Source organism: Chloroflexota bacterium, assembly GCA_026713825.1.
Lineage (GTDB): Bacteria > Chloroflexota > Dehalococcoidia > Lucifugimonadales > UBA1127 > UBA1127.
This window is the reverse complement of record JAPONS010000074.1, coordinates 15,131-28,948: the sequence shown is the minus strand read 5'-3', so window position 1 is coordinate 28,948 and position 13,818 is coordinate 15,131. Positions and strand designations below refer to the sequence as shown.

14 protein-coding genes are annotated in these 13,818 nt (G+C 66.8%); 6 read left to right on the top strand and 8 right to left on the bottom strand.

The window, feature by feature from the left end:
• Positions 1–49: 49 nt before the first annotated feature.
• Together OXC99_09430 and OXC99_09425 are read right to left on the bottom strand one after the other, a co-directional pair.
• A complete protein-coding gene (locus OXC99_09430) occupies positions 50–505 on the bottom strand; it encodes an aspartyl protease family protein (protein ID MCY4625202.1) in 456 nt (151 codons plus the stop codon).
• Between the two features lie 2 nt (positions 506–507).
• Complete coding sequence (locus OXC99_09425) at positions 508–780, bottom strand: hypothetical protein (GenBank protein ID MCY4625201.1); 273 nt, start codon at positions 778–780, stop codon at positions 508–510.
• Positions 781–1,410: 630 nt separating this feature from the next.
• Between OXC99_09425 and OXC99_09420 the strand changes: the two genes are divergently transcribed.
• Complete coding sequence (locus OXC99_09420; protein ID MCY4625200.1) at positions 1,411–2,007, top strand: thioredoxin family protein; 597 nt, start codon at positions 1,411–1,413, stop codon at positions 2,005–2,007.
• A gap of 181 nt (positions 2,008–2,188) precedes the next feature.
• Here the strand turns inward: OXC99_09420 and OXC99_09415 are convergent, their stop codons facing one another.
• The 3 genes from OXC99_09415 to OXC99_09405 all read right to left on the bottom strand — a co-directional run bounded on the left by OXC99_09415 (position 2,189) and on the right by OXC99_09405 (position 4,325).
• Entirely contained in the window at positions 2,189–2,620 is a 432-nt protein-coding gene (locus OXC99_09415; protein MCY4625199.1) for a hypothetical protein, read from the bottom strand.
• 85 nt (positions 2,621–2,705) lie between these two features.
• Complete coding sequence (locus OXC99_09410; GenBank protein ID MCY4625198.1) at positions 2,706–3,191, bottom strand: hypothetical protein; 486 nt, start codon at positions 3,189–3,191, stop codon at positions 2,706–2,708.
• A gap of 81 nt (positions 3,192–3,272) precedes the next feature.
• The gene (locus OXC99_09405; GenBank protein MCY4625197.1) at positions 3,273–4,325 is read right to left on the bottom strand and encodes a phosphotriesterase-related protein; all 1,053 of its coding nucleotides are present in this window, start codon (positions 4,323–4,325) and stop codon (positions 3,273–3,275) included.
• A 133-nt stretch (positions 4,326–4,458) separates the two neighbouring features.
• On the opposite strand from OXC99_09405, the gene OXC99_09400 reads away from it, so the two are divergent.
• On the top strand, positions 4,459–5,592 hold the full coding sequence (locus OXC99_09400; GenBank protein ID MCY4625196.1) for an LLM class flavin-dependent oxidoreductase: 1,134 nt from the start codon (positions 4,459–4,461) through the stop codon (positions 5,590–5,592).
• A 156-nt stretch (positions 5,593–5,748) separates the two neighbouring features.
• On the opposite strand, the gene OXC99_09395 is transcribed toward OXC99_09400, so the two are convergent.
• Complete coding sequence (locus tag OXC99_09395) at positions 5,749–6,498, bottom strand: glycosyltransferase family 2 protein (protein ID MCY4625195.1); 750 nt, start codon at positions 6,496–6,498, stop codon at positions 5,749–5,751.
• Between the two features lie 162 nt (positions 6,499–6,660).
• Here OXC99_09395 and OXC99_09390 point away from each other — a divergent pair, with 162 nt between their 5' ends.
• Both OXC99_09390 and OXC99_09385 read left to right on the top strand, forming a co-directional pair.
• The gene (locus tag OXC99_09390; protein MCY4625194.1) at positions 6,661–7,068 is read left to right on the top strand and encodes a CoA-binding protein; all 408 of its coding nucleotides are present in this window, start codon (positions 6,661–6,663) and stop codon (positions 7,066–7,068) included.
• A 53-nt stretch (positions 7,069–7,121) separates the two neighbouring features.
• The gene (locus OXC99_09385) at positions 7,122–7,991 is read left to right on the top strand and encodes a tetratricopeptide repeat protein (protein MCY4625193.1); all 870 of its coding nucleotides are present in this window, start codon (positions 7,122–7,124) and stop codon (positions 7,989–7,991) included.
• Between the two features lie 84 nt (positions 7,992–8,075).
• Here OXC99_09385 and OXC99_09380 read toward each other — a convergent pair whose 3' ends face one another.
• On the bottom strand, positions 8,076–8,411 hold the full coding sequence (locus tag OXC99_09380; protein ID MCY4625192.1) for an iron-sulfur cluster assembly accessory protein: 336 nt from the start codon (positions 8,409–8,411) through the stop codon (positions 8,076–8,078).
• A gap of 125 nt (positions 8,412–8,536) precedes the next feature.
• Between OXC99_09380 and OXC99_09375 the strand changes: the two genes are divergently transcribed.
• Complete coding sequence (locus OXC99_09375; protein ID MCY4625191.1) at positions 8,537–9,253, top strand: HAD family hydrolase; 717 nt, start codon at positions 8,537–8,539, stop codon at positions 9,251–9,253.
• Here the strand turns inward: OXC99_09375 and mfd are convergent.
• Positions 9,250–12,891 (bottom strand): transcription-repair coupling factor, encoded by a 3,642-nt coding sequence (gene mfd / locus OXC99_09370; GenBank protein MCY4625190.1) that lies wholly within the window; start codon positions 12,889–12,891, stop codon positions 9,250–9,252. The two genes, OXC99_09375 and mfd, sit on opposite strands and share 4 nt — an antisense overlap.
• 52 nt (positions 12,892–12,943) lie before the next feature.
• On the opposite strand from mfd, the gene proB reads away from it, so the two are divergent.
• A complete protein-coding gene (proB, locus tag OXC99_09365) occupies positions 12,944–13,813 on the top strand; it encodes a glutamate 5-kinase (protein ID MCY4625189.1) in 870 nt (289 codons plus the stop codon).
• The last annotated feature ends 5 nt before the right edge of the window (positions 13,814–13,818 follow it).

The window sequence follows — 13,818 nt, the reverse complement described above, 5'->3', positions numbered from 1 at the left end:
ACGACCTCTCTACTTTCGCGGAAGGGCCTCGTGCGGCGGTGGCCGCATATTAAGCTCGGAAGTTGTCAAAAGTGAGGACGTTGGTCGGCGCATCGTATGAGATTGCCCAGTGATTCAGTACGTCCCGCCCAAGTAGCGAGGCCACACCCTGCATGGCCTTCTCTTTCTCTTCATCTTCGTTATGCAGCATGATGAGCAGCCTTATGGACAGCGGATACTCTTGGAAATGGTCGATGCCATTCTCTTGTACGATGTCCCATAGGCTGACCGTTGCTTCAACGATGGATACGGCTGCGGGGCCGCCAACGCCGCGAGCGCCGGGTGTTGGCGGCGGCAGCTTGTTGTATGGCAGCCCTAACCTGTCCCCGTCATCAATGAACAAGACGGTGTTGTCGGCCCCCGTGTCAACAAGAAAGTCGATGTGTCCAGAAATTGTCAAAGAGGGGATGCTAAGCCTTCCTCCTATCCTCGGAGCTTCTCCCTCGTCGAAATGACCTGTCGGCATTGCTACAGGATCAGGATGTCACGACGGGATGCCAATGACCTAATGAGAGCGGTGTCGCGCCGTTTCCCCTTAGCATCAAGTTCATTCAGGAGCGATGACAACGTTTCTGCGAAGAACCACTCATCGCCCTCTACGAAGGCCACCCACTCGTCCGGGTGGGTGGCCAGAAGCTCAGGGAGTCTTGCGTAAAAGATGGGGACACGCCTTTCAGTGTCGAAGATGTCCTTTTGAATTTTGTCGTTCGGAATTGTTGTCATTGCTGCCTTCCCCTTCATGTGTCTTGTGTGGAACAAAACACAAGCGGCCCGCACAAGGTATCTACTTCACGTCTTGTGCGTGACCGCTACGCTACCATCGTGGTAGTGTCTCCATCTGGCAACCTTGTTGCATATGGTCTATCGCACTTGACAAGGTCAAGCGATAGAGCGTTCTTCTAATAATTCTAAGTGCATGATGCACGCGCGACAATCCGTGTCAACCCTTGTACGCCCCAGGAACTGCCATTACGAATCAATAGCCGACCGCCCCGGCAAGGCCGTGACAGCCCCCGCCCCGTCGTGTACCATCTTCTTTGACAACACCGCCAGCCGTAGTCCAGCTATGTTCAGGAGGCCGCCATGGCGACAGTCCCCATCGTCTACATCCTGCGCACCTGACCCACGTGTGAGGCGCTGCGCGTTGCGTGGACCGAGCAGGGGATCGACTTCGAGGACCGGATGATCGACGACAACCAGACGTACATGGACGAGGCGCGCGAGTACGGCAGCGCCGTGCCCGTCATCGTCTACCCGGACGGCCGCGTGGAGGAGGGCTTCAACGGCGAGTCGGGCTGAGAAATCTTCTAGTACAGGCCCGCGTGACCGGGCCCGAAGACAGCAGGCAGGAGCAGTAAAAAGGAGGAAACCATGGCAGAGCAGACCAGCGTCGTGACCCAGGAGCGATACGGGCAGGGCTTCACCTACCCCGACTACATCGCGCAGATCAACGTCAACAAGGACATGTTCGAGAAGTACACCGAGACCGCCGCCGACTCGATGACCGCGGACGACGCCGCGTTCTTCAGCAAGGCCGCCAGCATGGAGGGCGGCGCGGCCCGCATGATGGTCATCGGCGAGGACTGGTGCCCGGACGTCTACCGCGGCCTCCCCGTCTTCACCCGCATCGCCGAGTCCGCGGGCATGGAGCTCCGCGTCTTCCCTCGCGACGAGAACCTGGACATCATGGACGAGTTCCTCAACCGCGGCGAGTTCCGCTCCATCCCCACCGTCGTCTTCTACACCAGCGGCGGCGACTACCTCTGCCACTGGATCGAGCGCCCGGCCATCGGCTACGCCGAGGGCGCGCAGTTCGTTGAGGAAGCTCGGAAGGAGCTCCCCGCCGACGCCGAGGAGGCGCAGGTCCGGCAGGCGGCCCGCCCCCGCACGCTCGAGCGCTACCCCGCCTGGCAGCGCGCCACCGTCGAGGAGATGCGCGCGATGCTCTCAGAGAAGCTCGGCATCTAGGCTGTCGCGTTAAGCGAAATGCGGAGGGGCCGGCATTGCGCCGGCCCCTTCTTCTTTCTGTGACCTCCCTTTTGCCAAATGCAACAGTGACAACTTGACTCTGGGCCAAATTGAGCAAAGGTTAGTTCGGGGTAGCACGCCACTAGTTGTGTGCCACCCCGTTGGTGACTAGGACAATACGCTATGTCACATAGTGGCAGTCGCCAAGTTTGACGGCATTGTTTTGCAGCCCGAAATTCTTGGCGAATGCGTCTTTCAGGAAGCCGTACACTTCGATGGTGTTACCTTTGTTCAATTGGCGAACCTGTTCGCGATTCTTGAATTCGCACTCTACGTAAGAATCCATCTCGAGTGCGGGCTTCCGCAGATGCTGCTGAACCTTGTTCTCATCGATATTGGTGATCACCAGTAGTATTGAGAAAAGCTGGCGTTCTTCAATCCTTAGTTGAAGACGAGTGGAGTTGCTGGCGTATTCGTCAGCAAGGAATTGGTAGAGGCCGTCCGCTGGTACTGAACGTGGAAGCTGCGGTGGTTCAGAGCGTCCGCAACCTTGAGAAAGGGCCAGTAGTGCCAGCAGCGCGACAAGCATGGCAAATACAAAACGACTATTCAATGGAGTCCTCCAATTCGGACTTCGTCGGCAAGATTGCAGCACAGTATTTGCAAGTGCCGGGAAAAGTGCGGAGTGAGGACTCGGCTTAGTTCAGCAGGGGATCGGCGCCGGCTAGTGCTGTGGAGGTGTTCGAAGAGATGCTACCCGGACGGCGAAGAAGCCAGAGAGCCGCTTGGGACTTCGGTGATGAAGCAAAAACTATGGGATACCTAGTTAGGTAGTTCCAGCTGAGGCTCTGGAGCAGACCGAAACAGAGGGAGGGCTGCAACACCCTGCTGAAAGCTGGTGGGAGGAGTGTGCCAAGAACACGTCCAAACGCAAGACTCGCAATTTGGGCTCCAAACCACACTGAGTACAGCTGTGTCACTATCGGAAGTAGCGGGTCCCTCACTTTCAATAGGGCATCAATGGCTTCGTGGATGCCTGATAGCCCGAGCATCTGCGCAGCCAGTGCTAAGAGCATAGTGGAGAAAACTAAGGCGAGAAATATGCCGGCAGTAATACTGACGAACAACATCCAGGCAATGGTCTTCAGGCCAAGCCCAAGCTCTCTGAATTCAATGGAACGCATGAAAACACTATAACATGGCAGGCGGCTCACCCCCGCACGCTCGAGCGCTGCGCCGCCTGACGGCGCGCCGACTTCTGGTGCCTACACCAGCGCCAGCGCCCTCGCCGGGTTGTCCACGGTGATGGCGTGAACCAGCTCTTCCGAAAACCCCTTGCGGCGCATCTTGGGCACGATGTTCTCGAGGATGTGGCCGTAGCCGTGGCCGCCGTACTGGACCAGCCGGTGCTTGTGGCAGATGTCCTGGCCGATGACGATTTTGTCGCCGTAGCCCGCGTCCGCCATGCGCCGCAGGAACCCCAGCCGCTGCGCGTCGCTCGGCATGTCGAGCTCCGCCAGCGGGTAGTACGACCCCTCGTTGCCGAACAGGTCCCACTCGAGGTAGCAGCCTGTCGCGGCGACGGCCAGGAGCCCGTCGGACTCGAAGATGGTACGGTCCAGGTGCCCCATGATGACGCGGGACAGGTCCGCGCCGCCGTCCGCCAGCACGTTCAGGATCTCCATCGGCGCGTCGGGGTCCCTGCCGGGGTGGATGAGGACCGCCGCGCCCGTCTCCTGCTGCGCCATCGCCGCCGCCGTCAGCGACTTCCGCTCATTCGCCGCCAGCGGCCACGTGCAGCCGATCTCGCCGATGATGCCAGCCCGGACGCCCGTGCCGTCCACGCCCTCGGTGACGTCGCTGACGATGACCCGCGCGATGTCCTCCGCAGTGCGCTGGTCCATGTCCGCCGGGTGCACGGCCGCGACGTAGTGGCCCGCGCCCATGACGACGTGGACGCCCGACTCCCGCGAGATCCGCGCCAGCGCCTCAGGGTTGCGCCCGATGCCCAGCGACGTCGCGTCCACGATGCCGCCCCCGCCCAGGTCGCGGAACTTCTTGACCTCTGCGATGGTGGTGTCCAGGTCCATGAGGGTCAGGTTGAAGTGGTTGCTGTAGTAGTTGCGCCGCACCCAGCCGAGGTTGTCCAGCGCGATGGCCGCGTCCGCCAGCTCCGGGCGCGGCGAGTCCTGCGCCGGGCGGTACATGAACGAGAAGTCGATGTACAGGTGCTCATGGGTCGTCGTGGGCCCCAGCTCCGACGGCGGCACGGGGCCCAGCACGGTCTGGACGAGCCCCCGGTTCTCGCCTGATGGCATGTTGCCTCTCCTTGCGGTAATCTGGCGCAATGTATCATCAACACATCCGAGGGGCAAAGCTGCGGCCCTGTCCGTTCCTTGTCCTCGACATAATGCGAACGTTCCCACGCTCAGGCCATGGGAGGGCGAAGGCATGAAGTTCGCGGCGTTCACAACCGTTGCAGCGTCGGCCGGAGAGGCCACCAACGCCGCGCAGATGATCGACAACATTCGCCGGCAGGCCGTCCTTGCCGAGGAGCTCGGCTTCGAGGCCATCTGGCTTGGCGAGCGCCACTTTGGCCCCTACGCCGCCGGCGACCTGCCGAACCCGATCCTGCTCGGCGCGGACCTCGCGGCGCGCACGTCGAGGATTCGCATCGGGCAGATGGCGAACATCGCGCCGTGGTGGCACCCCATCCGCCTCGCCGAGGACATCGCCATCCTCGACAACATGACCGGCGGGCGCGTGGAGGTCGGCTTCGGCAGGGGCATCTGGCCGTACGAGGGCCCGCAGTTCCACCCCAACGCCGACCCGCGCAAGGAGGCCGAGAGCCGGGAGCTGTTCCGCGAGACGGTGGAGATCGTCCGCGAGATCTGGACCAATGAGTACTTCTCGCATGCAGGGGAGAACTACACGTTCCCCGTCGACGACACCGTCTTCTCGCACCCGAAGTTCCCGTCCAACCCCGCGTGGCAGGAGGGCGACCGCGTGACGAGGCTCAGAGTGACGCCAAGGCCCTTCCAGCAGCCGTACCCGCCGCTCTGGATGACCGTCTCCACCGACCGCTCCGTCTCGACGGCGGCCGAGATGGGGCTGAAGGCCTGCTACTGGCAGCCCCCGCCGCTCCGCGTCAGGCAGCGCATGGAGCTCTACGCGCAGATCAGGACGGAGCTGGAGGGGCGCACGTTCCGCATCGGCGAGGACCAGGGCGTCATGCGCTCCACCTACGTCGCGTCCTCGATGGAGGAGGCCCGCCGCGACGCGGAGGAGGGCATCATGTCCGCCTTCATCTTCAACGACCCGTTCCGCGGCCGGCAGGTCTTCACCAACCCGGACGAGGAGCTCGACCCGAGCGTGAACCTCGACTGGGACTTCCTGGAGCCGCGCACGCTGCTGGTCGGCTCGCCCGACAACGTGATCGAGAAGGTCCACGAGCTGCAGGAGGTCTGCAACCTCGACTACCTGCTCGTGGAGTTCGCACACATGGGGATGCCGCTGAAGAAGACCCTCAAGAACCTGGAGGCCTTCGCCACCAGGGTCATGCCGAGGTTCGCCGACACACCCTGACACGGGCCCATTGCACGGACGCAAAGGTGACCGCTACCGTCGCCGCATGGAAAGCGCCCGTGTCCCGGCAATTGCCCGCTTGCGCGCGCCTGTGCGCTCGTCGCCGTGCCCCCTGCGCCGAGGGCGTGGTGGGGGTCGCACAGCCGGCCGCCGGCCCTACGGCAGCCGGGGGATGCCGCCGAAGCGCAGCCGCAGGAGGCCGCGGATGTCCTCCATCGCCGTCTTCACCACCCGCACCGTCGTGCCCGGGTCGTCGGTCCACGTGACGGGGACCTCGAAGATGCGCAGCCCGCGCTTCTCCGCGATGAGCAGCAATTCCGTGTCGAAGAAGAAGGCGTTGTCCCGCACCAGCGGGAGCAGCCGCTGCGCGGTCGCGCGGTCCAGCGCCTTGAACCCGCACTGGGCGTCGGAGAAGCGCGTCCAGAACATCGCCTTGATCAGCAGGTTGTAGCAGCGGGAGGTGAACTCCCGCTTCGGCGTGCGCTTGTAGACGCGGGAGGCCCGCGCCAGCCGCGTGCCGGTGGCGACGTCATAGCCGCCGTCCAGCACCGACGCGATGAGCGGCGGCAGCGCGCCCAGGTCCGTCGAGAGGTCTACGTCCATGTAGCAGACGGCGTCGGCGTCGCTGCGGAGCCACGCCGCGCGGAGGGCGCGCCCGCGCCCCTTCTGCGGCAGATGGAAGACCTCCACCTCGGGATTGGCCTCGGCGAGGGCATGCGCCGTCGCCAGCGTGCCGTCGGTGGAGGCGTTGTCCGCCACCAGCACGCGCCACGCGTACTGCGGCTGCCCGCGCAGGAAGGCGACGAGGGTCTCGACGCTGCGGGGGAGGTCCTGCTCCTCGTTGTAGGCCGGCAAGACCACCTCGACGAGGGGCTTGCCCGGTGGTTCGCGGTCGTCGGTCGTCATCACTTCAAGGGAAGCACATCGCAGGTGCGGTGTCCAGTTGGCGGGGGGCGTCGGGACGCGCCGTTGCGGCAACCATGTCACTCCATCCGCATAAATGGCGCGACAGCTACTTGACACATGCCTCACCTTGGGGGTATTCCGTAGGCGCAAAGGGGGGACGGGATGCGGAGCATTGAGGAGATCCTGCGCGAGTGCCGGACGGTGGCGGTGGTGGGGCTGTCTCCCAACCCTTCGCGGCCCAGTCATGGCGTCGCCGCCTACCTGCAGTCGAACGGCTACCGCATCGTGCCCGTGAACCCCATGATCGACGAGGTCCTGGGCGAGCGGAGCTACCCCGATTTGGAAGCAATCCCCTTCCATGTGGAACTTATCGATGTATTCCGACGTTCTCAGGAAGTGCCGCCTGTGGCCGAGCAGGCCGTCAAGGTGGGTGCGGGTGCGCTGTGGCTGCAGCTCGGCGTCATCCACCACGAGGCGGCCGCCCGGGCAGCGGAACACGGCCTCGACGTGGTCATGGACCGCTGCACGGCAATCGAGCACCGCGCGCTGGTGCGGCAGGGGAAGTTGTAGAGGCGGACAGGGGACTGGCGCCGCAGAGCGGGACGCCGTAGAATGCCCCTCCAATGCGAGGGTACGGAGCGCTGCACGTGGAGCATAGATCAAAACTGCAGAGAGTAAAGGCCAACGAGGCCATCACCCTGGCGACCCGGGGCAAGTGGCAGGACGCCGTGGTGCTGAACCGGGAGATCCTTGATCTCTACCCGGACGACGTCGAGGCGCTGAACCGCCTTGGCAAGGCGCTGGCAGAGACCGGCCGCTACTCGGAGGCGCGGGTTGCGCTGGGCCGCAGCCTGGAGATTGCGCCGACCAACGGCATTGCCCGCAAGAACCTGGACCGCATGGCGGGCATGGAGGACGCCCCCATCGTGGCGTCGGCCCGCCGCGTTGCGCCGCAGGTCTTCCTGGACGAGTCGGGCAAGAGCATCACGACGGCGCTGATCGGTCTGCCGTCACCGTCCGTGCTCGGGCAGGTGCACAACGGCGACGTGGTCCAACTCGAGGTGGACGGCCACACGGTTGCCGTGCTCAACCGCACGGGCCGGCAGTTGGGGCGGCTGGACCCTCGGCTCGCCGCGCGGCTCATCAGGCTGCAGGACGGCGGCAACAAGTACGTCGCCGCCGTGGCGTCCGTGTCCCATGACGGCATCTCCGTCGTGGTGCGGGAGACGTACCAGTCGGCGAAGATGAACGGCGTCGTCTCCTTCCCGCCGACGGGCAGCGCCGTCCCGGCCTACGTCGCCGACATGAACATGGGCCTCGACGAGGACGTTGAATTCGAATCCATGACGAGCTGGGCGCCGTTCACTGACGACGGTCTGGGCGGTGATGACGCCGGGGATGACCCGCCGGCGGCCGTGAAACCGCAGCGCCCCGCGCGCGCGCTCCACGATGAAGAGGTTGAGGACGAGGAAGACGAGGAGATCAGGGTCTAGTACAGGGCGAGGCAGGGGAAACCCGAAAGGAAGAGGCCCCGGCTTGCCCGGGGCCTCTTCCTTTGTTCGCTGGGAGTGTCGGGGCTAGTGGCCGCCGCAGGAGCAGTTGCCGCCGCAGCCGCACCCGAAGTCGGTGGCGACGTTGGGGTTGTTGATGGTGAAGCCGCTGCGCATCAGGTCCTCGACGTAGTCGATGCAGGCGCCCTGCATGATGGGGGCGCTGTCGGAATCGATGAGCACCCGGACGCCGTCGATGACGGTGAGGACGTCGTCCTCATTCTGCTCGGACTCCAAGGTGAGCATGTACTGTACGCCCTGCCCGGACGGGACCACGACCACGCGCAGCGCGGCCTCCTCGGCCTCCTCGTCCTCCATGATGGACTTCAGCTTCTCAACAGCTTCGGCGGTAACTTCAATCATCAGGGTCCTCCCCACAACTTCCGAGACGATTCGTGCCAACCGTGAGCGTACCATGCAGGGGGTGGGGTGTCAACGTGAGGGAGCAGGTGAGTAAACTATACGCACCCCCCTTTGCCGGAGGTCCCTTGCAACGCCCTGAAATGCCCCTGCGCGTGTCCGCTGTCATCTGGGACTTCGATGACACCCTCGTCGACTCCCTGCCCGTCCGGCTCAACGCCTTGGCGCAGACGCTCCGCGATGTCGACATCGCGGGCGTGGACGCCGGGCATTTCCTTCTCAATCTGACGGACATGACCCTCGGGGAGTCCCTTGCGATGCTGGCGGAGAGTCACGGCAAGCCCACAGACATCTATGACCGCTACAGGAGCATCTACAGCACGAAGGCCCCCGGGTTGGTGCAGATGTTCCCCGGCGTGGACGAGGTCCTCGGCGAGCTCGAGCGGCGCGGCGTTCCCATGGCGGTCGTGACCCAGAAGTACAGGTCCTATGAGGTTGACGGCGTCGTGGCCGGCGCCGCGGTCGAGATGGAAGAGCTGGGGCTCACCGGCCGCATTCCCGTGCTCATCGGCATCGACGACGTCACCAGGACCAAGCCGGACCCCGAGGGAGTCCTGAAGGCGCTGCACCGGTTGGGCGTCCCGCCTGAGCGCGCGCTGATGGTTGGCGACAGTGTGGCCGACATTAGGGCGGCGAAGGCGGCGGGATGCTGGAGTTGCCTCGCCACGTGGGGCATCCCCAACGGCGAAGAGAGAGTCAGGATTACGCGCCCTGACCTCGTAGCGGAGGCACCCGGAGACCTTCTGGAGATCCTCGGTTTCTCCGGCGGCTCGCGGCCGGCCTAACCCCCAGCCATCTCCAGCACGCGCTCCCGGAATGCCGCCAGGCGCTCCAGCGTCCACGCGAGCGTCTCCGTCCAGCCCTCCTTCACCTGCACCCGCACCAGCGCGTCGCCGACGCGGGCGTGCGCGCCCAGCTCGCGCTGCAGCAGCGGCGCAGCCCCGCCGACGCCGTGGCGCAGCCGCAGCGCGATGGAGCCGCTCTCGCGGGCCACGGTCTCGATGCCCGCGGCGCGGGCCAGCGCCTTGATGCGCACGGCGTACACCAGGTTCCGCACCGGCTCCGGTGTCGGCCCGAACCGGTCGCGCAGCTCCTCGCCGATGACCACCGCCTCCTCCGTGTCGGCGGCGCGCGCCAGCCGCCCGTACGCGCCGAGCCGCGACGGCAGGTCGGCGATGTAGTCCTCGGGGATGTACGCCTCCAAGGGCAGATCAACGGAGACCTGCGCGAGGTCCGCGCGCGGCGTGAAGGGCTGTCCCGCCTGCTCCGCCCGCAGCTCCGAGACGGCCTCCTCCAGCAGCCGCGTGTACAGGTCGAAGCCGATGGCGTGGACGTGCCCGCTCTGCTCCGCGCCCAGGATGTTGCCCGCGCCCCGGATCTCGAGGTCCTTCATGGCGATGCGGAACCCCGCGCCCAGCTCCTGGTAGGCCAGCATGGCCTTCAGCCGCTTCTGCGCCGCCTCCGTCATCGGAATGCCGGGGGTGATAAGGAAGTAGGCATACGCGTGCCGCGCACCGCGGCCGACGCGCCCCCGCAACTGGTACATCTGCGCGAGCCCCAGCATCTCCGGCCGGTGCACCAGGATGGTGTTGGCGTTGGGCAGGTCCAGCCCCGCCTCGATGATGGTCGTCGAGACGAGGACGTCCGTCTTGCCCTCCATGAAGTCGCTCATGACGCGGGCCAGCTCCTCCTCGTCCATGCGCCCGTGCCCAACGGCCACCTTGGCCTGCGGCGCCAGCTTCTGGATGCGGTCGGCCCACTCGTGGATGGTGCGGATGCGGTTGTGCAGGAAGAAGACCTGCCCGCCCCGGTCGAGCTCCCGCAGCAGCGCCTCCTGCACCACGCTGTCGCTGTACTCGCACACGAAGGTGCGGACGGGCTGGCGCTCCTGCGGCGGCGTGTGCACCGTCGTCATGTCGCGGACGCCGGCCAGCGCCATCGAGAGGGTGCGCGGGATGGGCGTGGCCGTCAGGGTGAGCACGTCCACCTCGCGCCGCAGCTTCTTGAACCACTCCTTGTGCACGACGCCGAACCGCTGCTCGTCGTCGACGACCACGAGGCCGAGCTTGCTGAACTCCACGTCCCTCGACAGCACCCGGTGCGTGCCGATGACGATGTCGACGGCGCCCGAGCGCAGCCCCTCGACGGTGGCCGCCTGCTCCGGCGGCGTGCGGAAGCGGCTGAGCACCTCGATGCGGACGGGGTATGGGCTGAGGCGATCGGCGAAGGTGGCGTAGTGCTGCTGCGCGAGCACCGTCGTCGGGCAGAGCACGGCCACCTGCAGCCCGTCCTGCACGGCCTTGAACGCCGCCCGCACCGCGATCTCCGTCTTGCCGTATCCCACGTCGCCGCAGACCAGGTGGTCCATCGGGTGCGGCGTCTCCATCGACGCCTTCACGGCGTCGATGGCCTCGAGCTGGTCGCGGGTCTCCGCGTAGGGGAAGGCGTCCTCCATCTCGTGCTGCCAGAGAGTGTCCGGCGAGAATGGGTGTCCGGGCAGCACCTGCCGCGCCGCGTACAGCGCAACCAGCTCGCCCGCCATCTCCCGCGCCGCCCGGTGCGCCCGCTCCTTGGCCCGCGACCACTCCTGGCTGCCGAGCCGCGTGAGCGTCGGCGAGTCGTCGCCGGGCGCGACGTACGGCGTGACCCGGTCCAGGTGCTCCGAGGGCACGTAGAGCTTGTCCCCTTCCGCGTACTCCAGCGTCAGGTACTCGCGCTCGCCGTGCTCCGTGGCGACCCGCCGCACCCCCGCAAACCGCGCGATGCCGTGGTCGATGTGGACGACGTACGCGCCGGGCACGAGCTCGGTCAGGAAGGCCTCGCGGCGCGCGGCGTGGCGCCGCAGCGTGCGGCGGCGCTTGGCGTGCCCGAAGACCTCCGTGTCCGTGAAGACCGTCAGCGCCCCGCCGTCGAGCTCCAGCCGCATGCCCTCCGTGAGCGGCGTTGCGGCGAGGGTGACGGAGCCGGCCGAGGGCGCGCTGTGCACGTCCGTCAGCAGCGCGGCGCCGACGTCGTAGCCGCGCAGCACCTCCTGCAGCCGCTCCGCGTGGTGCGAGAGCACGACGACGCGCTCCCCCGCCCGCGTACGGTCGGCGATGTCGCTGGCGAAGGCCTCGAGCCGCCCCCAGAAGCCCGGCGCGGGCACGGCCTGCAGCCCGCCCGCCCCGCCCGCCGTCGAGGGTGTCATCCACTCCAGGTGCAGCTGTGAGGCATGGCCCTCGATGCGTTCGAGCACCTCGCTCCACGGCCACCACGGCGAGACCCAACCCGCGGGCAGCTCGCGTCGTGCCACCTTCGCCGCCAGCAGCGCCGACGCCTGCTCCTCCAGCGCCTCGGCCTCCTGCGACACGCGGTCCGGCTCCAGCACGGCCACCACGGCCTCCGGCGGCAGGTAGTCGAGAGGGCTGCCGTCGATGAGGAATCCCGCGTAGAACGCCGCCTCGCCGATGCTCTGCCCGCTGCCCATGCGCTCGACGTCCTCCCGCATCCGCGCCAGCGGGTCCGCGTCGACCGCTTCAGGGTCGAGCAGCTCCTCTATGGCCTCCAGCGCCTCCGCGTCGACGGGGTGGTCGAGCGCGGGCGTGACGGTGACGCTCGCCACCGGCGCCGCCGAGCGCTGCGTCTCCGGGTCGAATGCGCGGATCTCCTCGATGACGTCGCCGAAGAGCTCGATGCGGAAGGGCGATGCCGCGCTGGGCGGGTAGATGTCGAGGATGCCGCCGCGCCGGCTGGCCGCGCCCGGCGTCTCGACGGTGGGCTCCATGACGTACCCCATCGCCGCCCACCGCATCAGCAGTGGGCCCGTCTGCACGCGCTGCCCCACTGCCAGCGTGTGCGTTGTGTCCTCGAACTGGTCCGGCCGCAGCGTGCGCTGGCACAGCGCCGCCACCGACGCCACCAGCACCAGCCCCGGCGACCCTTCGCCGCGGCCGCCGCCGTGGCGGCCACCCTCCAGCAGAGCCGAGAGCACGCCGAGCCGGTCGTGGGCGACGGCCTCGTCCTCCGCCAGCCGCTCGTAGGGCAGCGCCTCGCTCTCCGGCAGGCGCAGCACGGCGGGCGCGCCGTCGCCCTCGCCGAGGATCGTCGTGATCTCGTCCGAGATCCGGTCGGCGTCCTCCGGCTTGGCGGTGACGACCAGCATCGGGCGGCGCAGGCTGCGGCTCAGCACGCCGAGCGCCCAGCCACGGGCCGCATCCGGGGCTGTCAGGCGCAGCGGGGTGCGCGCGCCGCCGTTGTCGAGGGCGCGAAACGCCGCCTGCAGGGCCGCCGATTCGCCGAGGAGGTCCAGTATGCCGGTGAGTCCCATGCCTGCCTTCTCGATGTGGTGCGGACACGCCAATAGGGCCAGCGCGGCGGCGAAACGCCCGTCGAGCTGACCATTGGCGCAATTGTAGCACGGGGCGAGGATTGCGGAAATCGTCACACCGTAGCTGCCTGATGTATAATGTTCGGGCACATCCTCAAAGGGGCGTCCTATGGCAGACACGAACGGTGCGGGTTCCCTTCGGCCACTGGCCGAGGCGCGGCGCGTGGTCGTGAAGCTGGGGACGGCCCTGCTCTCGGGCGCCGTCGACCAGCTCGACCTCCCCACCATGGAAGACTTGGTGCGCCAGATCGTCGTCCTGCGCGACCGCGGCGTCGAGGTGGTCGTCGTGACCTCCGGCGCGGTGGCCGCGGGCCGCCAGGCGCTGGAGGAGCGGGACGCCTCCATTGCCAACCTCGACAACCCGGAGGAACGGACGCCCCTCCTCCGACAGGTATTGGCCGCCATCGGCCAGAGCCGCCTCATGCGGGTCTACGAGCGCTTCTTCGGCGCGCGCGGCGTCGTCATCGCCCAGGCCCTCCTCACGCGCGGCGACGTTGACGACGAGGAGCGGCGGCGCAACACGCAGAACACCTTCGAGGAGCTCCTGTCGCTGGGCGTCGTCCCCATCGTGAACGAGAACGACGTCGTCGCCAACGAGGAGCTGGAGGGCGTCATCATCGGCGACAACGACACCCTCTCCGCCGTGGTGGCCCGCATCATCGGCGCGGACCTGCTCATCATCCTCGGCGAGGTCGCCGGCCTCTACTCCGCCGACCCCAACGTGCACCCGGACGTGGAGCTCATCCCGGAGGTGCTGGACCTCGAGGCCCTCGCTGCCGAGGTCAGCGGCCCGCTGAGACCGACGGCCCGGGGCGGCATGACCACGAAGATCAGCGCCGCGCGGGACGCAACGTCCGCCGGCACCAGCGTCATCATCGCCGACGGCCACCTGCCGGACGTCCTCGCGAGGCTGCTCGCGGGCGAACCGCTGGGGACGTGGTTTGCGGTGGCGGAGAAGACCCGGGAAGCCCTCGGCTAAGGAGC